Below are 19932 nucleotides of genomic sequence, written 5' to 3'. Positions count from 1 at the left end.
AGGGGGTCTCACCCCTAGGGCTGGTTTCGGTTATTCGTTCGCGGGCCATTCGATCCGGGTGGTGGGCGATACTGGGTTCGAACCAGTGACCCCTTCGGTGTGAACGAAGTGCTCTCCCACTGAGCTAATCGCCCGGGCGCACCGCAAACATTACCCCATGTCAGCGGGGCTCCCGCACCATCCGACGGTCACTCGTCGATCTTCCACGGCATGACGAAGCCGAACTTCCAGAGGTAGACACCCAGGAGTGCGGCGATGATCACCAGACCGATGGTGGTGAGGATGATGTTCCGGCGGCGGACCTTGGGGTCGAGGGCGCGCTGGGCGGCCTCCGTGACCTTGCGCTTGGTCCAGCGGAGGACGAGCTGGGCCCAGACGAACTCGGTCGCCCAGATCGCCATGCCCCCGAAGATGACCAGCCAGCCGGGCCCGGGGAGCGGCAGCATGACCACTCCGGCGCCGACCACGGCGAGTCCCACGATGAAGACGCCGACCTGCCAGCTCAGGTGCAGGCCTCGGCGGGCCTTGATGAACTCCGGTGCGCGGGATCCCAGTTCGGCCTCCTGGCCGTCTGCGGACTCCCCGGTGCGCTCGTCACTCTCCGCATTCATGCTCCCCAACTTACCGGACGCGGAGCCCCCACCGGAATGGCGGTATTACCGCAGGTCACACGCGCCCATACGAGCTACCTGAACGATCACAAAACCGACAGAGGGGTTTACAACGGCACCGGAGGTGGCATGTCGATTTCGCCGACGTGCGAATCCCCGAGCGCACACTGAGCGAAAGGCCCTGGCGCTTATGAACACCACGGTCAGCTGCGAGCTGCACCTGCGCCTCGTTGTGTCGAGCGAGTCCTCACTGCCTGTACCCGCGGGCCTGCGGTATGACACGGCCGATCCCTATGCCGTGCACGCCACCTTCCACACCGGAGCCGAAGAGACGGTCGAATGGGTCTTCGCCCGCGACCTTCTCGCCGAGGGGCTGCACCGGCCCACCGGCACGGGCGACGTCCGCGTCTGGCCATCTCGTAGTCACGGTCAGGGAGTCGTCTGCATCGCGTTGAGTTCTCCCGAGGGAGAAGCCCTGCTCGAGGCCCCGGCGAGGGCCCTGGAGTCGTTCCTGAAGAGGACCGACGCCGCGGTGCCGCCGGGCACCGAGCATCGGCACTTCGATCTCGACACGGAGCTCTCCCACATCCTGGCCGAGAGCTGAACCAGGCCGGGAGCCGCACGACGCCGTCCGACTCGGGGAGACGGCGCCGCGCGGTCAGTCACATAGGCACGAGATCCGGCGCTCCCACCGCGCAGCCGGCGCGGTGGCGGGCGCCGGTGTCGTTTTCCGGGGCGCGCTAAAGTCAGCGCCATTCCGCGGGCACCCGCACGCGGCCGGCCAGGGAGCGAATCGTGCTGATCCCCCACGACACCCGGATCGCCCTCGACACCGTCGTCGATCTGATGAACACCGCCCCGCAGGGCGAGCGCGCCGACGAGCTCGCGGATCTCCATGAGCTCCACGACTTCCTGGCCGCGCACAAGGTCAGTGGCGTGGGCGAGCTCTCCCCCGCCGACCTGCGCGCCGTGCGCGAGGTGCGCGAGAAGTTCGCGGCGGTCTTCTCCGCGCCCGAGGCGCGGATCGCGGCCCCGCTGATCAACCAGCTGGTGGCGGGCGCGGGCACCACCCCCCAGCTCACCGACCACGACGGCTACGACTGGCACGTGCACTACTTCGCGCCGGGCGCCTCGGTGGCGGACCATCTCGCGGCCGACTGCGGCATGGCCCTCGCGTTCATCGTGGTGGCGGGCGAGCAGGAGCGGCTGCGGCGCTGCGAGGCGCCGGACTGCGGCCGGGCCTTCGTCGACCTCTCGCGCAACCGCTCCCGCCGCTACTGCGACAGCCGCACCTGCGGCAACCGTCTGCACGTCGCCGCGTACCGGGCGCGCCGCAAGGAGGCCGCGGGCTGATGCCCCCGACGGGCCCGAGGCCCGGGGGCCCTGGGCCGGGGCCGGAAGGCCGACGCCGGAAGAGGCCGGGACCGGGTGGGTCAGAGCACGAAGAGATCGTGCAGCGCGGCCATCAGCAGCAGACAGCCGATCACCCCGAGGAAGATCATCAGCGGCGGCTGGGAGAGCGCGAACAGGCAGCCGCGCGGCTCTTCTGCGGGGGCGTCGGTGGCGGCGGGCACGGGCTCCCGCGAGGTATCCAGCATCTCGGGGGGATGATGACGCACCCCCGGCCCGCCGAATCCCGCAACACGCCCCAGTGCGGGGGCCGTTCACCCCTTCCCGTGGATCACGGAACGGGGACGGTCACGGGAATCGCCAGAAGTGATCAGATTCCGTGCTTCTTCAGAATCGCCTCGATGTCGCTGAAGTCCTCACCGGCGGGCTGACCGGCCTGCGGCTTCGCCTTCACGGCACGCGAGGGTGCCGACGCGGCCGGCGCCACGGCTCTCGGGTCGCCGCCCCCGGCGGTCACCTCACGGCCGGCCCTGCGCCGCTCCACGGCCCGGGTGGACAGGAAGAGCAGGCAGGCGAGGCCGAGCACCCCGAAGCCCGCCCAGGCCACCGGACTGAAGGCCGTGTCGACGAGCCACTGGACCGCGCCCGTCATCACCAGGCCGAGCGGCACGAGGGCGTAGGCCGCGGTCCGGGCGGCCGACAGGAATTTCTTCCGGTACGCCGAAATCGCGGCGATGCCCAGGCCCGCCGCGGACACCGCGGAACAGATGGTCTCGGCGAGCATGCGATCCTCCAGGTGCCGGGCGATACGTCCCTTCCATCCTGCACCGCCGGACCCGTCCGCGGCCATGCTCCCGGGCCGGTCTCAGGGAGATCTCCGGGTCGACCCGGCCGGGATCTCCTCCCCGGGGCCCGGTGAGGGAGACTGCTGCCATGAACGACTCCACCACCGCACCCGCCTCCCCCGTCGTCCTGGAGGCGTGGTTCGACCTCCAGTGCCCGGACTGCTTCCAGGCCCTCGACGACGTCCGCGCCCTCCGCGAGAAGTACGGCGACCGGCTCGACGTACAGCTGCGCCACTTCCCGCTGGCCAAGCACAAGCACGCGTACGCCGCCGCGCAGGCCGCCGAGGAGGCCGTCGAGCAGGGCAAGGGCTGGGCGTACGCGGAGGCGCTCCTCGCCAGGACCGCCGAGCTCGGCGAGCGGGGCGAGCCGGTCCTCCTGGAGGTGGCGACGGAACTGGGCCTGGACGCCGAGGAGTTCGACACCGCCCTGATCGACGGACGGCACCTGCTGACCGTGGACGCCGACGAGGCCGAGGGCAAGGCGATCAAGGTCACGGGCACCCCGACGTACGTCGTCGGCGGCGAGCGTCTGGACGGCGGCCAGAGCCAGGCGGGCCTGCGGGAACGGATCGAGGAGATCACCGACCGGCTCCTGGCGGACCGGTAGCCGTCAGAGCAGCGGCTTCGCGCTGTTGAGGAGCGTCGTGCGGTAGCCGAGCGACTCGTAGAGCCGGATCGCCGGGGTGTTGCCCGCGAACACGTGGAGTTCGATCAGTCGCTCCCCGGCCTCCAGGGCGATGTGCTCGGCGAGCAGCATGAGGCCCCGGCCGTACCCCTTCCCGCGCTGCTCCTCGGCGACCTCGATCTCGAAGACGAAGCCCGTGCCCTCGCCGGGCTCGCGCTCCAGCCGGCCGACCCACAGGAAGCCGACGACCTCTCCGTCGCGCACGGCGACGGAGATCGTGACGCCCGGGGTCGCGAGGCCCTGCGGGAGGAAGCGGCGGTTGCTGTCGTCGGCCTTGGCGAGCGCCTGTTCCTCCGGGACGCCCCGGTCGATCCAGCTCTGCGCGAAGGCGGCCCGGGCCTTCGCGGACCAGTCCTCGAACTCCGCCTCGGTCATCCGGCGGTGCGCGAAGCCCTCCGGCAGCCGCGGCGGCTCGGCCGGCAGCTCCTTGACCATGTTCCGGCTGCGCTCGGTGTACCCGAGCGCGCGGGCCATCCGCACCGCGGCCTCCGCCTCGGCGGGCACCGATATCTGCACCTCGCCGCAGCCCCAGCCCCGCAGCACCTCCTCGGAGGCGAGGGCCGCGACGGTGCCCCGGCCCCGTCCGCGGTCCGGCTCCTCGATCCGCAGCCGGCCGATCACGCCGGACGCGGCGCCGAAGCCGGGATCGGTGGAGAGGTGGACGGAGCCGACGCGCCGGCTGTTCACACACACGTCGAAGGTGCGGGAACGGCCGCCCTCGGCGGACTGCTGAAGCGGCTCGGACGGCCGCAGGGTGGTGGTCATCATGGGTGTTCTACCCACCCCGCCGTCGCACGTCATCCCGATTTACGCGAGCGCGGGGTCCCGGTCCGCCGCCGCGCGCTCGTCGAAGACCCTCATCGCCTTGGCGGTGACGGGACCCGGCGCGCCGCCGAGGTCACGGTCGTCGACCCGGCGCACGGCCTGGACGTCGCGCAGGGTCGAGGTCAGGAAGATCTCGTCGGCGCGGTCGAGCACGTCCAGCGGCAGGTCGGCCTCCTCGGCTCCGGTCCATTCCACGGCGAGCGCGCGCGTGATGCCCGCGAGGCAGCCGGAGGAGACGGGCGGAGTGAGGAGGGTGCCGTCGACGACGACGAAGACGTTGGAGCCGGTGCCCTCGCAGAGCTGCCCCACGGTGTTGGCGAAGAGCGCCTCGGAGGCCCCCCGCTCGCGCGCCCTGGCGAGGGCGACGACGTTCTCGGCGTACGAGGTGGTCTTGAGGCCCGTGAGCGCGCCGCGCTCGTTGCGCGTCCAGGGGACGGTGACCACGGCGGTGGAGTCGGGGCGGCGCCCGGTCTCGCCGAGCGCGACGACCAGGCTGGGTCCGGCGTCGCCGCGCTCCGAGCCGAGCGGGGAGAGTCCGCCGGTGTACGTGATGCGGAGCCGGCCGAGCTCCATCGGGTTCGCCTCCAGGACGGCGGCGCAGGCGCGGCGGACCTCGTCGAGGTCGGGGTCGGGCAGGCCGAGGCCACGGGCGGAGCGGGTGAGTCGCTCCAGGTGCAGCGTGAGAGCAAACGTTTCTCCGCGCTCCGCCTTGACCGTCTCGAAGATGCCGTCGCCGACGGTCAGTCCGTGGTCCAGGACGGAGACCCGGGCGGTCTGCGCGTCGTGCAGTCCGCCGTTGACCCAGAGTTTCATCGAGAAATGGCCTTTCCGCTCACCTCACGGGCGCCCGGCTCGTGGGCACCCGATGACTCGTAGGCGCCCGACGCTATCGCGACGAGCCGGTCCGCCTTCAGCTCGGTCTCCTGCCACTCCCGCTCCGGGTCGGAGCCCCAGGTGATCCCGGCGCCGGTGCCGAAGCGGAGCACGCCCTCGGGGCGGTCGATCCAGAAGGTCCGTATGCCGACGGCCAGCTCCCCGGTACCGGCGTCCGCGTCGACCCAGCCGATCCCACCGCAGTACGGACCCCGGGGCACGGTCTCCAGGGCCTCGATGATCCGCAGCGCGCTGGACTTGGGCGCACCGGTCACGGAGCCGGGCGGGAACGTGGCGGCGAGCAGCTCGGGCCAGCCGGCGTCCTCGCGCAGGAGCCCGGTCACCGTGGAGACGAGGTGGACCAGGCCGGGGTGCTCCTCGACGGCGCAGAGCTCGGGGACGGCGACGGTGCCGGTCTCGCTGACGCGGCCCAGGTCGTTGCGGACGAGGTCGACGATCATCACGTTCTCCGCGTGGTCCTTGGGGAGGAGGTCGGCGGCGGTGCGGCCGGTGCCCTTGATGGGGCCGGAGGAGATCAGGGCCCCTTCCCTGCGGAGGTAGAGCTCGGGGGAGGCGGTGGCGATCTCCACGCCGTGGGCGGGGAGGCGGATCGTTCCGGCGTAGGGAGCGGGGTTGCCCCGGGCCAGGAGCGCGGTGAGGGCGTCGACGTCGGCGGCGGCCGGGTCGGGCAGCGGCGCGGTCAGCACCCGGCAGAGGTTCGCCTGGTAGACCTCCCCGCGCGCGATGTGCTCGCGCACGCGCCGCACGCCGGCCGTGTACGCGGCGCGGTCGAGCGAGGACGTCCAGTCACCGGCGGCGGGACCGCGCCAGGCGCCCGGGACGGGCGCGGGGACCGGGTCGGGCCGGACGTCCCCGAAGCGCGCGCAGGTGAGGCGCCCTTCGAAGTCCGCGCAGACGGCCCAGAAGCCTGCGGAGTCCAGTGCCTCGGGGTCGTGGGTGACGTCCCGGAGATCGGTCGCGACGAGGCCGCCGAAGCGGGCCAGAGGAGCAAGGTCGTGCACGCATCGAGTCTAGGTCGGCCGGAGGGCGGGCACGGGGTGGTGCGGAGAGGTGCGCGGGAGGCGCACGGGGCGGGGGCTCCCCGCCACCCCGGGAACACGGCGAGTGAACGCCACGCGAACCCTCCGGGAGGCCCGGCGGGGCACCGGGAAGGGCGTGCAGGTCAGCACGCTGCGGAAACGCGTTTTTGTACTGGCCCAGGAATCCGCTAGAGTTCAACACGTCGCCGGGACGCGCAAGCGGAACGGAAACGACAAGCGGACGTGGCTCAGTTGGTAGAGCATCACCTTGCCAAGGTGAGGGTCGCGAGTTCGAATCTCGTCGTCCGCTCGATGTGGGGGATCTTCCCGAACCCCCGTTATCACTCCTGGTGGAGTGGCCGAGAGGCGAGGCAACGGCCTGCAAAGCCGTCTACACGGGTTCAAATCCCGTCTCCACCTCCAAGGACGATTAGCTCAGCGGGAGAGCGCTTCCCTGACACGGAAGAGGTCACTGGTTCAATCCCAGTATCGTCCACTGGATCTTCGGATCCCGGATCCACGGATCCCCCGCGCGATTAGCTCAGCGGGAGAGCGCTTCCCTGACACGGAAGAGGTCACTGGTTCAATCCCAGTATCGCGCACCACACTTCACGCACCCCACGGGTGCGCCCGCGCGATTAGCTCAGCGGGAGAGCGCTTCCCTGACACGGAAGAGGTCACTGGTTCAATCCCAGTATCGCGCACACAGTACGAGCACCCCTCGGGTGTACCCGCGCGATTAGCTCAGCGGGAGAGCGCTTCCCTGACACGGAAGAGGTCACTGGTTCAATCCCAGTATCGCGCACCACAAGGAAGCCCCCGGTCGCCTCTCGCGACCGGGGGCTTCTTCGTGCCCCGGCTCGTACCCCGGCCTGGACCGGGGTACGGAAGGTCAGGAGGAGAAGAGCATCCGCCCGAAGCCGCCCTTGCGGTAGTGACCGCCGTGGTGACCCCCGTGGTGGCCGCCGTGCTGCGGGGCGCCCCACGCGGGAGCGGCGGGAGCGGCCTGCGCCGGGTAGGCCGGCGGGGCGGGCGGGGCCTGCTGGACCCACTGGGACTCCAGGCGGGTCAGGGCCTCCAGCTCGCCGTAGTCCAGGAATATGCCCCGGCAGCCGCTGCACTGCTCGATCTGGACGCCGTTGCGGTTGTACGTGTGCATGGCCGCATGGCACTTGGGACACTGCATGCTCGGCTCAACTCCCTGACATTGCCGTTCGAATGGTGGCTTCACCTTACGTGGACGCCCGAAGGGCCTACCCGGTTCGGTGTCCGGCGATGCGGGCGCAGGTGTCGATCATCACTTCCTCGACCTCGTCGAGCGGGCGCGCCCCGGCCGTGGACTTGGCGAGGGCCAGCGCGGCGGTCTGGACCGTCAGGGCCCGCGCGGGCACGTCGAGTCGGCCCCACGGATCGGCATCGGCGCCCACGGCGGGACCGCCCGCGTCCCGGTAGGCGCCGAGGAACCGCGACCAGATCTCGGGCGGCAGGATCCCGGCGGCGAACCAGGCGGCGGGCCGGGCCAGGTCCCAGGCGGGGTCGCCCAGGCCCAGGTCGTCGACGTCGATGAGCCGCCAGGGCGCGCGGGCCCCGGCACGGGTGTCACGGACCAGCTGGCCGAGGTGGAAGTCCCCGTGGCAGAGGAGCCGGTGGTCCCCCGCGGGGTCCTCCGGAAGCGTCCGCCAGGCGTCCAGGACCGTGGCCGTCGCCGGGTGGTCGGGAGCCGTGCGCCGCATCCGGTCCACGGCCAGCGCCGCCTTCACCGGGGCCCGCATGGCCGGCAGACGCTCGCGGTGGCCGGGCGGGGGCGGGGTGCGGTGCAGCAGGGCGAGGAGCCCCGCCGCCTCCTCCCACGGTGCGGCGTCGGGGTCCGCCGGGTCGACGGGCGGACCGTACGGCCACACCGTGACCGGGCGGCCGTCGAGCGCGTCGGGGCCGGACCGTGGCAGCGGGAGGGGAGGCAGGAGGACTCCGGCGACGTCCCGGTGCGCGGCCAGCGCGAGCCGTGCGCGGTGGCCCTCCGGGTCCGTGCCGGGCGCGTGTGCCTTCACGACCAGGTCCCCGTGGCGTACGACGGTCCCGTCGTCCCGGTCGGCGAGCACGCCGAGGAGCCCGCCGGCGCAGCGGCAGGGCTCCTCGGCGGGGTGCGCCGCCGCGTGGGCCAGGGCCGTCAGGCCGTGGAGCGCGGGGGATGCGGCGGGGGGTGCGGCGGGTGCTGAGTCCACCCCCGGAGCGTACGGGGTGTCAGGACCGGCGGACCTGCCCGAGGGACGCGCGAGGGCCGGTCGCCGTCGGCGGACCTGGACGGTAGGGCGCGAGGGCCGGTCAGGGCCTGCGGACCTGAACGGGACGGCGCGAGGGGCCGGTCGGCGGAGGCCGACCTGGCCGGGGAAAGCGCGAGGGCCGGTCAGCTCCCCAGCTGACCGGCCCCACGCTGCCGTCCGCCGCACCCCCGTCCCCACGGGGTTGATGGCCGGATGTCCCGACCCGGGCCGCTCTCCCGGGTCCGGGGCGCCGCTCAGCGCCCCAGCATCACGCCCACGGACGACGCCTGTGTGACCACCGCTTCCCAGCCGCCGAAGACGACCACGAGCAGGGCCGCGAGAGGGAGGACCATGGCGGTGGCCACCAGGGGGTGACGGCGGCTCGAAGGCCGGGGGGTCGTCCGGTGTGCCGTGTAGGCCATGGTTCCTCTCCTGTCGTGTCTGACGCGGCGGGTGCGTGACCTCGGGGGACGAGTGCTGCACCCGCCGCTCGACCTCAACACTAGGGAGCCGGGGGCGCCGGGACGTCATGCCCGCGTACCGACTTCCGGGCCTCCCGGAGGATGACGCCCGGTCGTGCGGCGTACTCCCCTGGGTGGAGACGGGGGCCCGGAACCCCGGGTCTTCCCGGAGGGGTCGCACGGCGGGGTGCGGAGAGGGGCGCCGTGGCGTGACTTCGCTCACTTCCTCCGGGGCCCTGCCCTCGGGCGGTCCGGCGGCCTCCGGGACCCGCCCTCCGGGCCGCCCGGACGGATCCGGCCGCGCTCGTCAAATGGGGGCGTGCGAAAGGGGGTTGGGAGCGGGCCCCGGGACCTCCTGCGGCCGCCGCCCCTCTCAGTACTGACAATCGATCACGGTGCGAGGGCGCGGCCTATGAGCGCGTACGGGCGCCACTACGTAAGCTGTGCCACGTCGAACGGACGAGGGGACGGACATGGCGATGATGCGGCTCCGGCGCGAGGATCCGCGGATCGTCGGGTCGTTCCGGCTCCACCGCAGGCTGGGGGCCGGCGGAATGGGCGTCGTGTACCTGGGGTCCGACCGGCGCGGTCAGCGGGTGGCGCTCAAGGTCATCCGGCCCGATCTGGCCGAGGACCAGGAGTTCCGGTCCCGGTTCGCCCGCGAGGTCTCCGCCGCCCGGCGCATCCGGGGCGGCTGCACGGCCCGGCTCGTGGCCGCCGATCTGGAGGCCGAGCGGCCCTGGTTCGCGACCCAGTACGTCCCCGGTCCCTCGCTACACGACCGGGTCGCCGAGGAGGGCGCGCTGCGCGCCGCCGACGTCGCCTCCATCGGGGCCGCGCTCTCGGAGGGGCTCGTCGCCGTCCACGAGGCCGGGGTCGTCCACCGGGACCTCAAGCCCTCGAACATCCTGCTCTCCCCCAAGGGCCCCCGCATCATCGACTTCGGCATCGCCTGGGCCACCGGGGCCAGCACCCTGACCCATGTGGGCACCGCCGTCGGTTCGCCCGGCTTCCTCGCCCCCGAGCAGGTGCGGGGCGCGGCCGTCACGCCCGCCACCGACGTCTTCTCGCTGGGCGCCACCCTGGCGTACGCGGCGATGGCCGACTCCCCGTTCGGGCACGGCAGTTCCGAGGTCATGCTCTACCGCGTGGTGCACGAGGAGCCCCAGCTGCACGGAGTGCCGGACGCGCTCGCGCCGCTCATCCGGGCCTGCCTCGCCAAGGACCCCGAGGACCGCCCCAGCACGCTCCAGCTGTCGATGCGGCTCAAGGAGATCGCCGCCCGCGAGGCCCAGGGACTTCCGGCCTCCCGGCCGCCCGTGCAACGGGAGCGCGCCGAGGAGCGGAACGCCGTCCGGCCCACCGAGCGCTACACCGATCGGGACGTGCCCGGCCGTGGCCCCGAGCGGGCACCGGGGCGAGGACCCGGTCCTTCGTCCCGGCCTTCGGCGGGCCCCCGGACCGGTGGCTCACGGCCGTCGCAGTCCCGGCCCGGGACGCGGCCCGGTGCCCGCTCCACGTCCACCGGCCGCCGCCCCGCCAATCCCCGGCTGCTGCGGCAGCGGCTCTTCGTCTTCGTGGTGGTGACCCTGGTGGTGGCCCTGGGCATCGCCGCCGCCCAGGCCCTCCAGGGGTAGGGGCCGGGAGGTCAGGACTCCGGGCGGCCCGTCGCCACCGCGTAGAACGCGACGGCCGCCGCCGCGCCCACGTTGAGCGAGTCGACCCCGTGGGCCATCGGGATGCGGACCCACTCGTCCGCGGCGCGCAGGGCCTGCGTGGACAGGCCGTCGCCCTCCGCGCCCAGCATCAGCGCCACCCGGTCCAGGCGGTGCGGGGCGGCCTCGTCGATCGACGTGGCCTTCTCCGCCGGGGTGAGGGCGAGCAGCTTGAAACCCGCCTCCCGGACCGTCTCCAGGCCCCGGGGCCAGGTGTCGAGCCGGGCGTACGGCACCGAGAACACGGCGCCCATCGAGACCTTCACGGAGCGGCGGTACAGCGGGTCCGCGCAGTCCGGGGACAGCAGGACCGCGTCCATGCCGAGGGCCGCGGCGCTGCGGAAGATCGCGCCGATGTTCGTGTGGTCGTTCACCGACTCCATGACGACCACGCGCCGGGCGCCGGCCAGCAGCTCCCCCGCCTCCGGCAGCGGCTTGCGCTGCATCGACGCCAGCGCGCCGCGGTGCACGTGGTAGCCGGTGACGCGTTCCGCGAGGTCCGGCTGGATCGCGTACACCGGCGCCGGGACCTCGTCGATGACGTCCCGCATGACGTCGACCCACTTGGCGGAGAGCAGCATCGACCGCATCTCGTACCCGGCCTGCCTGGCCCGGCGGATGACCTTCTCGCCCTCGGCGATGAACAGGCCCTCGGCCGGCTCGCGCCGGCGGCGGAGCTCGACGTCGGTCAGGCCGGTGTAGTCGCGCAGGCGCGGGTCGTCGGGGTCGTCGATCGTGATGAGTTCGGCCACGAGGTGATACTGCCTTGTCCGGGGAGTGGTGCCAATGTGTGCGAAGGGTTCTGCTACCCCTGGGTGAGCGGGGTGTCGCCTCCGTGGATCTTCGTCAGCCGGTCCGGGCCCTCGGCGACCACGTCGCCGATGACGATGACCGCCGGCGGGCGGACCTCCTCCGCCCTGACGGTCTCCGCGGCCGTCGCCAGCGTGGCGTCCACCCGGCGCTGGGCCGCCGTGGTGCCCTCCTGGACCAGGGCCAGGGGGGTGTCGGGGTTCTTGCCGTGGGTGATCAGCGCCTCGGCGATCTTCCCGATCTTGTCGACGCCCATGAGGATCACCAGCGTGCCGGTGAGCTTCGCGAGCGACGCCCAGTCGACGAGCGAGCGCGGGTCGTCGGGGGCGACATGGCCGCTGACCACCGTGAACTCGTGCGCGACCCCGCGGTGCGTCACCGGGATGCCGGCCGCGCCCGGTACGGAGATCGAGCTGGAGATGCCCGGGACCACCGTGCAGGCGATGCCCTCGGCCGCGAGCGCCTGGGCCTCCTCCATGCCGCGCCCGAAGACGAACGGGTCGCCGCCCTTGAGGCGGACCACCGACCTGCCCGCCTTCGCGTGCTCGACGAGCGCGTTGTTGATGGCCTCCTGGGCCATGAAGCGGCCGTACGGGATCTTCGCCGCGTCGATCACCTCGACGTGCGGCGGCAGCTCGTCCAGGAGGTCGCGGGGGCCGAGCCGGTCCGCGATGACGACGTCCGCCTCGGCGAGCAGCCGGCGGCCCCGGACCGTGATCAGGTCGGGGTCGCCCGGACCACCGCCCACCAGGGCGACGAACGGGGTGCGGGCACGGTGCGCGGGCGCGGCGATCGAACCGTCGCGGAGCCCCTCGACGATCGCGTCCCGTACGGCGGCCGAGCGGCGGGGGTCGTGGCCCGTGAGGACGGCGACCGTCACGCCGGCGTCGCGGCCCGTGGCCGGGGTCCAGGCGGTGGCCGCTTCCGCGTCGTCCGCCCGTACGCACCAGGTCCTGGTGCGCTCGGCCTCGGCCGAGGCCGCGGCGTTGGCCGCCGGGTCCGTGGTCGCCACCAGCGCGTACCAGGCGTCCGCGAGGTCGCCCTCCTCGTACCGGCGCCTGATCCAGGTGATCTCGCCCGTCTCCGCCATCACGTCCACGGACGGCGTCGCGGAGGGGGAGATCAGGGTGATCTCGGCTCCCGCGGCGATCAGGGCCGGGAGTCGGCGCTGGGCCACCTGGCCGCCGCCGAGGACGACGACACGGCGGCCGGCGAGGCGCAGACCGACGGGGTAGGCGGGGTGCTCGGCGTTCTCTGCCATGGGTGAGCGGCTCCTCGGGGCGTGGCATGTGCGGGGCCGCTGCGGCGGTGAAGCGGCTGGTGGGGCGGGGTACGACACCCGTCCCCACGATATCGGTGACAAGGCCCTGTCACGCTGTGACGGATCTCCCCCGCCCACGACGGACGTGGACGGGGGACGCGTCGGTGGTGCTACTTCTCCGTGACTCCCGCCGAGTCGAACGTGGCCACCTCGTGCATCGCACGGGCCGCGCTCTGGACCAGCGGGAGGGCCAGGAGCGCGCCCGTGCCCTCGCCCAGGCGGAGGTCCAGGTCCACCAGCGGGCGCAGGCCCAGCTTGTTCAGGGCCGCCACGTGGCCCGGCTCGGCGCTGCGGTGACCGGCGATGCACGCCGCGAGGGACTCCGGGGCGATCGCCCGGGCGACGAGGGCCGCGGCGCCCGTGGAGACGCCGTCCAGGATGACCGGGGTGCGGAGCGAGGCCGCGCCCAGGACCAGGCCCACCAGGGCCGCGTGCTCCAGGCCGCCGACCGCCGCCAGGACGCCGATCGGGTCGGCCGGGTCCGGCTTGTGCAGGTCGAGCGCCCGGCGGACCACGTCCACCTTCCGGGCGTGCGTCTCGTCGTTGATGCCCGTGCCCCGGCCCGTGACCTCGGCCGCGTCCACGCCGGTGTAGACCGAGATCAGGGCGGCGGACGCGGTGGTGTTCGCGATGCCCATCTCGCCCGTGAGCAGGGCCTTGTTGCCGGCCGCGACCAGGTCGCGGGCGGTCTCGATGCCCACCTCGATCGCGGCGAGCACCTCCTCGCGGGTCATCGCGGGACCGGTGGTGAAGTCACCCGTTCCCGGGCGGACCTTGCGCGGCAGGAGGCCGGGCGTGGCCGGGAGCTCGGAGGCGACGCCGACGTCGATGACGCAGACCTCGGCGCCGACCTGGTTCGCGAAGGCGTTGCAGACCGCTCCCCCGCCGAGGAAGTTGGCCACCATCTGGCCGGTGACCTCCTGCGGCCACGGGGTCACGCCCTGGGCGTGGACACCGTGGTCGCCCGCGAAGATCGCCACGGCCGCCGGCTCCGGGATCGGGGGCGGGCACATCCGGGAGAGACCCGAGAGCTGCGCGGAGATGATCTCCAGCATGCCGAGGGCCCCGGCGGGCTTGGTCATGCGCTTCTGGCGCTCCCACGCCTCGCCGAGCGCCTTGGCGTCCAGCGGGCGGATGTTCGCGACGGTCTCCTGGAGGAGGTCGTGCGGCTCCTCGCCGGGCAGGGCCCGGCGGCCGTACGTCTCCTCGTGGACGACCCACGCCAGCGGGCGGCGCTTGGACCAGCCCGCCTGCATCAGCTCGGGCTCGTCCGGGAACTCGTCGACGTAGCCCACGCAGAGGTACGCGACGACTTCGAGGTGCTCGGGAAGGCCGAGGGTCCGGACCATCTCGCGCTCGTCGAAGAAGCTGACCCAGCCGACGCCGAGGCCCTCGGCGCGGGCCGCGAGCCAGAGGTTCTCGACAGCGAGCGCCGAGGAGTACGGGGCCATCTGCGGCTGCGTGTAGCGGCCCAGGGTGTGACGGCCGCCGCGGGTCGGGTCGGCGGTCACGACGATGTTCACCGGGGTGTCGAGGATGGCCTCGATCTTCAGTTCCTTGAACTGCTTCGCCCGGGCCTTCGGCAGCGACTTGGCGTAGGCCTCGCGCTGGCGCTGGGCCAGTTCGTGCATCGTCTGCCGGGTCTCGGCCGAGCGGATGACCACGAAGTCCCAGGGCTGGGAGTGGCCGACGCTCGGCGCGGTGTGCGCCGCTTCGAGGACGCGCAGGAGCACCTCGTGCGGGATCGGGTCGTTGCGGAACCCGTTGCGGATGTCGCGGCGCTCGCGCATCACCCGCAGGACCGCCTCGCGCTCCGCGTCGTCGTAGCCGGGGGCCGGCGCCGAGTCGGGGGCCTGAGCCTGGTCGGTCTCCGGCGCCACGTCGGCGACGTGAGCCGGGTCGGCGTCCGGCTCCACGTCGGCGGCCTGAGCCTGGTCGGCGGCCTGAGCCTGGTCGGCGGCCTGAGCCTGGTCGGCGTCCGGCACCACGTCGGCAGTCGGCTCGACGGCACCCGCGTTGTCGGGGGCCGGAGCCTCGACGGCCGCCGCGCCGGGCACCGTCTCGTCGGCGGGGGCCGGGTCGGCGACAGGGGTCGCCTCGGCCATCACGAGGGCCTCGGCGGGGGTCTCGGCAGGGGTCTCGGCCTCGGAGGCCTCCGTGCCGGGTGCCGGGACGTCGGCTGCGACGGCGTCGGGGGCCTGGACGCCGGAGGTCTGGGCTTCGGGGGCCTGGACGTCGGTGGCCTGGGTCTCCGGGGCCTGGGTCTCCGGGGCCTGGGTCTCCGGGGTCGGCTCCGGGTGAGCGGCGGCCGGCGCCTGGGCGACGGGCTGCGCCCCCTGCTCCGGGGCCGCCTCCTGCTCCGTCTCCGGGGCCGTGAGGGCCTCGGCCGGAATCTCCTCGGCCACCGCCTCGGCGGGGGTCTCGACCGGCTCCTCGGCCTGCGGCTGCGCCGGGGCCTCGGCCGGAACCTCGGCGGGGGCCTCCACGAGGGCCTCCGCGGGGGCGGGCTCGGTGAGCTCCTCCGCCGCGACCTGCACCGGCTCCGGGGCCGTCTCCGCCGGGGCCGCCTCGGTGACCTCGGCCTCGGGCTGCTGGACGGGGGCGGGCTCCTGGGCCGGCTCCACGGCCGGCGCGGGCTCGGCCGGGACCTCGGCGGCGGGCTCGGCCGCCTGCGGCGCGGCCTCCTCGACCGGTACGGCCGGCTCGGCCTCGCGCGGGGCGGGGACCATGACCTGGGCCTCGGCAGCGACGGGCTCCTCCGGGGCCGTCTCCACGGCGGCGGGCGCCTCGGAGGGCTCCACGGCGGCCTGGGACGCCTCCGGCGCGGGGACGGGGGCCAGGTGCGGGGTCGTCGGGACGGAGCCCTCGACCTGGACGAACTGGGCCGTCCCCGGGACGACCGTTTCTGCGGGTGCCTGCGGCGCGACGGGCTCCTGCGGCTGCGCGACCCACGGTTCGGCGCCCTGCGGCGACGCGAGCTGCTGGTCCTGGGCGATCTCGAAGTACTCGGGGCCGGTGGTCGGCGGGCCGGGGTTGCGCACCGGCACCGGGGCGGGGGCCGTGGCCACGACCGGCTCGGGGACCGGCGCGGGCTGCGGGGCCGGGGCGTGCGCGGCGGCCGGGCCCCGGTCGGCCAGGGAGAGCACCACGCCGCCGGAGGCGTCGGGCACCTGCGGGCCCATGTGCAGGGGGCGCCGGGCCGGCGGCGGGGTCGGGGCCGTGGCGGGCGGCGGCATGCGTACGCCGCCGAGGTCGACGGAGCCCGTGTCGCGGCCGGCGGCCTCGTGGGCGCCGGTGTCGAGGATGCCCGGCTCGTAGCCGTGCTCGGTGGGGACCGGCTCCTGCGGGGGCACCGGGACGCCGTGCGCGGGCGTGCCGAGCTGCGCGCCCTGCGGGGCGGTCAGCACGTCGGCGAGCGCGACCCCGTCGGGGAGCGGGCCCGTGAGCGGGTCCGGCAGCGGGTCGGTGAGCGGGTCGCCCATCGGGGCCGGAGCCTCGGTGACGGCCACGTGCGGGAGGCCCTGGCCGGAAACGACGTGCGGCGCCGGTACGGCGACCGGCGGCGCGGGCACGAAGCCCGGCGGGTGCTCGCTCCAGGCGCCCTGGGCGCCCGGCATCAGGAGGATGTCGTCGTCGTCGGCGGTGTGCTCGGAGGGGTCCAGGAAGGTGTACGCGCCCGGTGCGGGGATGCCCGGCTGCTCGACCATGCCTGCGTTCTCCGGCAGCCCCTCGCCCGGGACCTGGCCGGTGTCCGTCATGCGTACCCCTCGCCCATCGCTTGTGCTCCTTCAGACCTGCGCCCGTCGACAAGAACGAGCGCGCGCGCCGCGCGGCACGAAGCACACGCGGACACCCACACATTGTCGCGGCCCTCGGCCATCGTGGCAGGGAGATTCGCCACGGTGCGCTGTGGACTGCGCCACGTCGCGCGGTCCCCCCTTGTCACGTACCACATCGGTGGCGCAAACCGGCCACCCATTCGGGACATTGACGAACAGAGCGCCGAACGTCCCGGTGCGGTACAACAATCGGCCAGCCTACCCTGCCCCGGTGGGGCGGCCGGGTCACGGGGCTCGGTCGATCCTGCGTCCGGTCAGCAGGAACACGACCGAACGCTCGCGTTCCGACCAGTCGTCCGGGTCGAGTCCGACGGTCTGGAGGAGGAGGCTCTCGACGGCGTAGCCGCCGTCGGCGAGGGCGGCGCCGATCGCCTCGGCCTCGTCGCGGGTGGAGGCGTGGGCGACGATGCGCTCCGGGCGCCGGTCGGTGCAGGCGGTGACGACGGGGACGCCGCCCGCCGCGATCCTCACCACGTCGGGCTCGGGCAGGCTCTCGAGGACGTGCGGGGCGCGTCCCCGGACGGTCTGGAGGGGCACCCCGTGGCGCCGGGCGGCGCGTTCGGTGCGGGCGCAGGCGGACGGGTCGGCGTCGACGGCGATGACGGCGGCGCCGAAGCGGGCGGCCTCGACGGAGAAGGCTCCGCCCGCGCAGCCGACGTCCCAGACGAGGTCGCCGGTGCGGGGCCCGAGACGGGCCAGCTGGGCGGAGCGGAGGGCGGGGTCGGCACCCGCTCCGGGGCGGGCCCGGCCGGTTCCCGGGCCCTCGTCCTCGGAGTCGTACTCCTCGGTGGGAAGGCCCCAGCCGCGGACCGTGCGCGCGGCCGGGTCCTGGCCCATCAGCCAGGGGGCGGTGGGGGGTCCGCCGGTCGGGCCGCCGATGACGAGGACGACGTTCGGGTCGCGCCAGGTGTGGTCGGCGGCCTTGTCCGAGGTGAGGACGGAGACCTGTTCGCGGTCGGTGCCGAGCTCCTCGCAGACGACGAACGTGCGGTGGACGCCGTCGAGGAGGAGGGCGAGTTCGGCGGGTCCGGCGCCCGGCGAGGTGAGGACCGCGACCTTGGGGTGCGCGCGGCAGACGTTGACGGCGCGGCGCAGGGTCCGCTGGTGGGCGACGACGATCCGGGCGTCCTCCCACGGCATGCCGGCCCGCGCGAAGGCGGCGGCGACGGAGGAGACGGCGGGGACGACCTCGACCTCCAGGCCGTGCTCGGGGGCGCGCAGGGTGCGGACGACACCGAAGAAGCCGGGGTCGCCGTCGGCGAGGACGACGGCGGTGCCGCGGTGGGTCGCGATGCGGCGGGCGGCGAGGTCGACGCTGCCGAGCCGGATGCGCTCGGCTCCCGGGGGCACTTCCGGCAGCGTCAGGTGGTGGGCGGCGCCGGCCACGAGGGTGGCGGCGGAGAGCGCGGAGCGGGCCGCCGCGGTGAGGGGCGAGCCGTCCCAGCCGATCACCGTGACGCGGTCGGCCATCGTCGTCTGTCTCCCTGGGTGTCGTCGCAGGTCGGGGGCGTGCCGAGAGTACCCCGGGATCGTCGCGGGGGTTCAGCTCCAGTCGGTGTACGAGGAGTAGCCGGCCTCGGCCATCTGGTCGGCGACGCCGTCGAGGTCCTCGGGGAGGAGGCCCCAGACGATGAAGTCGGTGCGCAGTTCGGCCCAGGTGCCGTCCTCGGTGCGGGTGCGGGCTATGCAGGCGTTGCGCAGGACGCCCTCGCTGATGCAGCCGATCTTCTGGGCGACCTGCTGGGAGGCGGTGTTGTCGGCGGCGGTGCGCAGTTCCAGGCGTTCGAACTTCTGGTCGCCGAAGAGCCACTGGGAGGTGGCGAGCGCGGCTTCGGAGGCGTAGCCCTCGCCGCGGGCCCAGGGGGCGACGATGTACGACATCTCGGTGGAGCGGACCCGCCAGTTCGTGTTGCTCAGCTGGACGATGCCCACGAGGCGCTGGGTGAGGAACTCGGTGACGGCGAGGTCGAGCCCGCGGCCCGCGGCGCGTTCGGCGGGGGCGTACTCGGTGATCCAGCGGTGCGCGGCGTCCTCGGTGTACGGCTGGGGGACGGCGGTCCAGGCGGCGACCATCTCGTCGTTCATCATCTCGGCGAGGGCGGGGGCGTCCGCATCCTCGAGCGCGCGCAGCACCAACCGGTCCGTGTTGATGGAGATGTCCGGAAAGGTGGTAGTCATGCGCAGCTCCATGCCGTGGACCGTCCGAATCGACCGTGAACGCACAGCATGCAGCATGCGGCCGCCGGTGCGCATGGCCGGGTGGGGTGTGGCGGGGGTGCGGGGCGAGGGCATGGCGAAGGCCCCGCGCACCGGACGGGATGCGGGGGCCTTCTGCTCAAGGACTGTACGGGGGAGCCGGTCTGACGGTCCCTCGGGCGTCGCGCCTTACTGCGCGGCGCCGAAGGCCGGGATGACCGAGCCCTTGTAGGTGTCCTCGATGTACTTCTTCACCTCGGGCGAGTTGAGGAGCTTGGCGAGCTTCTGCACGCGGGCGTCCTTCTCGTTGCCGGCCTTGACGGCGAGGAAGTTGGCGTACGGGTTGCCCTCCGCCTTCTCCAGGACGAGGGCGTCCTTCGCCGGGGAGAGCTTGGCCTCGATGGCGTAGTTGCCGTTGACGACGGCGGCGTCCACGTCGTTCAGGGCGCGGGGCACGGTGGCGGCCTCCAGCTCCTTGAACTCCAGGCCCTTCTTGTCGGTGATGTCGGACAGCTTGGCGTCGGTGCCGACGCCGTCCTTGAGGGTGATGAGCCCGTTCTCGGCGAGGAGGTGGAGCGCGCGGCCCTCGTTGGTGGTGTCGTTCGGGACGGCGACGGTCTGGCCGGCCTTGATGTCCTTCACCGACTTGAGGCTCTTGGAGTAGAGGCCCAGCGGCTCCAGGTGGACGTTGACCACGGGGACGATGGTGGTCTTGTTCTTCTTGTTGAAGTCGTCGAGGTACGGCTTGTGCTGGAAGAAGTTGGCGTCGACCTGGCCGGACTGGGTGGCGGTGTTCGGCAGGACGTAGTCCGTGAACTCCTTCACCTCCAGCTTCAGGCCGGCCTTCTCGGCCAGGTTGTCCTTGACGAAGTTGAGGATGTCGGCGTGCGGCGTCGGGGACGCGGCGACGACGAGCGGCTTGTCGGCGGAGCCGGCCGCGTCCTTGGAGGAGGACGGGTCCGAGGACGTGCCGCAGGCGGTGAGGCCGAGGGCCAGGGCTGCGGTGGCGGCGATACCGGCGGTGAGCTTGATGTTCTTACGCACGAAGAGTGCCTCTTTCCGGTGGAGCGGTGGACGCCTGGACAACAAGTCCGGGCTGT

Annotated in this window: 19 protein-coding genes and 7 tRNA genes; 10 read left to right on the top strand and 16 right to left on the bottom strand. The window is 73.5% G+C overall.

Going from position 1 to position 19932, the window contains the following annotated elements:
• Positions 1-59: 59 nt before the first annotated feature.
• Positions 60-134: transfer RNA gene (locus ACFV2S_RS34295), tRNA-Val, on the bottom strand.
• A gap of 54 nt (positions 135-188) precedes the next feature.
• Positions 189-611: a TIGR02611 family protein gene (locus tag ACFV2S_RS34290; protein WP_383787815.1), complete on the bottom strand. Its 423-nt coding sequence runs from the start codon at positions 609-611 to the stop codon at positions 189-191.
• 190 nt (positions 612-801) lie between these two features.
• On the opposite strand from ACFV2S_RS34290, the gene ACFV2S_RS34285 reads away from it, so the two are divergent.
• The gene (locus tag ACFV2S_RS34285; protein WP_003959770.1) at positions 802-1215 is read left to right on the top strand and encodes an SsgA family sporulation/cell division regulator; all 414 of its coding nucleotides are present in this window, start codon (positions 802-804) and stop codon (positions 1213-1215) included.
• A 191-nt stretch (positions 1216-1406) separates the two neighbouring features.
• Complete coding sequence (locus ACFV2S_RS34280; protein WP_383787818.1) at positions 1407-1964, top strand: CGNR zinc finger domain-containing protein; 558 nt, start codon at positions 1407-1409, stop codon at positions 1962-1964.
• A gap of 80 nt (positions 1965-2044) precedes the next feature.
• On the opposite strand, the gene ACFV2S_RS34275 is transcribed toward ACFV2S_RS34280, so the two are convergent.
• Positions 2045-2209 (bottom strand): hypothetical protein, encoded by a 165-nt coding sequence (locus tag ACFV2S_RS34275; protein ID WP_369143197.1) that lies wholly within the window; start codon positions 2207-2209, stop codon positions 2045-2047.
• A 122-nt stretch (positions 2210-2331) separates the two neighbouring features.
• Positions 2332-2745 (bottom strand): hypothetical protein, encoded by a 414-nt coding sequence (locus ACFV2S_RS34270; protein WP_385568621.1) that lies wholly within the window; start codon positions 2743-2745, stop codon positions 2332-2334.
• 149 nt (positions 2746-2894) lie between these two features.
• Between ACFV2S_RS34270 and ACFV2S_RS34265 the strand changes: the two genes are divergently transcribed.
• On the top strand, positions 2895-3413 hold the full coding sequence (locus ACFV2S_RS34265) for a DsbA family protein (RefSeq protein WP_383787826.1): 519 nt from the start codon (positions 2895-2897) through the stop codon (positions 3411-3413).
• A 3-nt stretch (positions 3414-3416) separates the two neighbouring features.
• Here the strand turns inward: ACFV2S_RS34265 and ACFV2S_RS34260 are convergent, their stop codons facing one another.
• From ACFV2S_RS34260 to ACFV2S_RS34250, 3 genes are read right to left on the bottom strand one after another with little or no spacing between them, the layout of a single operon-like run.
• A complete protein-coding gene (locus ACFV2S_RS34260; protein ID WP_385568674.1) occupies positions 3417-4256 on the bottom strand; it encodes a GNAT family N-acetyltransferase in 840 nt (279 codons plus the stop codon).
• A gap of 42 nt (positions 4257-4298) precedes the next feature.
• Positions 4299-5129: an aminotransferase class IV gene (locus tag ACFV2S_RS34255; RefSeq protein WP_385568615.1), complete on the bottom strand. Its 831-nt coding sequence runs from the start codon at positions 5127-5129 to the stop codon at positions 4299-4301.
• Complete coding sequence (locus ACFV2S_RS34250) at positions 5126-6211, bottom strand: chorismate-binding protein (protein WP_385568611.1); 1086 nt, start codon at positions 6209-6211, stop codon at positions 5126-5128. Before ACFV2S_RS34250 ends, ACFV2S_RS34255 begins: the two co-directional genes overlap by 4 nt.
• Positions 6212-6466: 255 nt before the next feature.
• Between ACFV2S_RS34250 and ACFV2S_RS34245 the strand changes: the two genes are divergently transcribed.
• The 6 genes from ACFV2S_RS34245 to ACFV2S_RS34220 all read left to right on the top strand — a co-directional run bounded on the left by ACFV2S_RS34245 (position 6467) and on the right by ACFV2S_RS34220 (position 7037).
• Positions 6467-6539, top strand: a tRNA-Gly gene (locus ACFV2S_RS34245).
• Between the two features lie 39 nt (positions 6540-6578).
• Positions 6579-6652 (top strand) — tRNA-Cys (locus ACFV2S_RS34240).
• Between the two features lies 1 nt (position 6653).
• Positions 6654-6725 (top strand) — tRNA-Val (locus tag ACFV2S_RS34235).
• 34 nt (positions 6726-6759) lie between these two features.
• A tRNA-Val gene (locus ACFV2S_RS34230) sits at positions 6760-6834 on the top strand.
• A 27-nt stretch (positions 6835-6861) separates the two neighbouring features.
• Positions 6862-6933 (top strand) — tRNA-Val (locus tag ACFV2S_RS34225).
• 29 nt (positions 6934-6962) lie between these two features.
• Positions 6963-7037: transfer RNA gene (locus ACFV2S_RS34220), tRNA-Val, on the top strand.
• A gap of 84 nt (positions 7038-7121) precedes the next feature.
• Here ACFV2S_RS34220 and ACFV2S_RS34215 read toward each other — a convergent pair.
• From ACFV2S_RS34215 to ACFV2S_RS34205, 3 genes are all read right to left on the bottom strand, one after another.
• Positions 7122-7415, bottom strand: coding sequence for a zf-TFIIB domain-containing protein (locus ACFV2S_RS34215; protein WP_329850844.1), 294 nt, complete (start codon positions 7413-7415; stop codon positions 7122-7124).
• Between the two features lie 67 nt (positions 7416-7482).
• Complete coding sequence (locus ACFV2S_RS34210) at positions 7483-8451, bottom strand: aminoglycoside phosphotransferase family protein (protein ID WP_385568605.1); 969 nt, start codon at positions 8449-8451, stop codon at positions 7483-7485.
• Between the two features lie 293 nt (positions 8452-8744).
• Positions 8745-8912 carry a hypothetical protein gene (locus ACFV2S_RS34205; RefSeq protein WP_369143204.1) on the bottom strand — a complete coding sequence of 56 codons (168 nt, stop codon included), beginning with the start codon at positions 8910-8912 and terminating at the stop codon, positions 8745-8747.
• 512 nt (positions 8913-9424) lie between these two features.
• Between ACFV2S_RS34205 and ACFV2S_RS34200 the strand changes: the two genes are divergently transcribed.
• A complete protein-coding gene (locus tag ACFV2S_RS34200) occupies positions 9425-10588 on the top strand; it encodes a serine/threonine-protein kinase (RefSeq protein WP_385568600.1) in 1164 nt (387 codons plus the stop codon).
• A gap of 11 nt (positions 10589-10599) precedes the next feature.
• Here ACFV2S_RS34200 and ACFV2S_RS34195 read toward each other — a convergent pair whose 3' ends face one another.
• The 6 genes from ACFV2S_RS34195 to ACFV2S_RS34170 form a co-directional block, all read right to left on the bottom strand.
• The gene (locus ACFV2S_RS34195; RefSeq protein ID WP_329850850.1) at positions 10600-11418 is read right to left on the bottom strand and encodes an RNA methyltransferase; all 819 of its coding nucleotides are present in this window, start codon (positions 11416-11418) and stop codon (positions 10600-10602) included.
• Positions 11419-11471: 53 nt separating this feature from the next.
• On the bottom strand, positions 11472-12737 hold the full coding sequence (gene cobA / locus ACFV2S_RS34190) for a uroporphyrinogen-III C-methyltransferase (RefSeq protein WP_385568593.1): 1266 nt from the start codon (positions 12735-12737) through the stop codon (positions 11472-11474).
• A 170-nt stretch (positions 12738-12907) separates the two neighbouring features.
• Positions 12908-16555, bottom strand: a complete 3648-nt coding sequence (gene cobT / locus ACFV2S_RS34185) for a nicotinate-nucleotide--dimethylbenzimidazole phosphoribosyltransferase (RefSeq protein WP_385568590.1) — start codon at positions 16553-16555, stop codon at positions 12908-12910.
• Positions 16556-16861: 306 nt separating this feature from the next.
• Positions 16862-18106 (bottom strand): precorrin-6y C5,15-methyltransferase (decarboxylating) subunit CbiE, encoded by a 1245-nt coding sequence (cbiE, locus tag ACFV2S_RS34180; RefSeq protein WP_385568586.1) that lies wholly within the window; start codon positions 18104-18106, stop codon positions 16862-16864.
• Between the two features lie 72 nt (positions 18107-18178).
• Positions 18179-18814, bottom strand: a complete 636-nt coding sequence (locus ACFV2S_RS34175; protein WP_385568582.1) for a GNAT family N-acetyltransferase — start codon at positions 18812-18814, stop codon at positions 18179-18181.
• 207 nt (positions 18815-19021) lie between these two features.
• Positions 19022-19876, bottom strand: a complete 855-nt coding sequence (locus tag ACFV2S_RS34170; RefSeq protein WP_385568578.1) for a MetQ/NlpA family ABC transporter substrate-binding protein — start codon at positions 19874-19876, stop codon at positions 19022-19024.
• Positions 19877-19932 lie beyond the last annotated feature (56 nt).

The organism is Streptomyces sp. NPDC059695 (assembly GCF_042733785.1).
Taxonomy (GTDB): Bacteria; Actinomycetota; Actinomycetes; order Streptomycetales; family Streptomycetaceae; genus Streptomyces.
The sequence above is the reverse complement of the archived record's forward strand: the minus strand, read 5'-3'. Positions and strand labels throughout refer to the sequence as shown.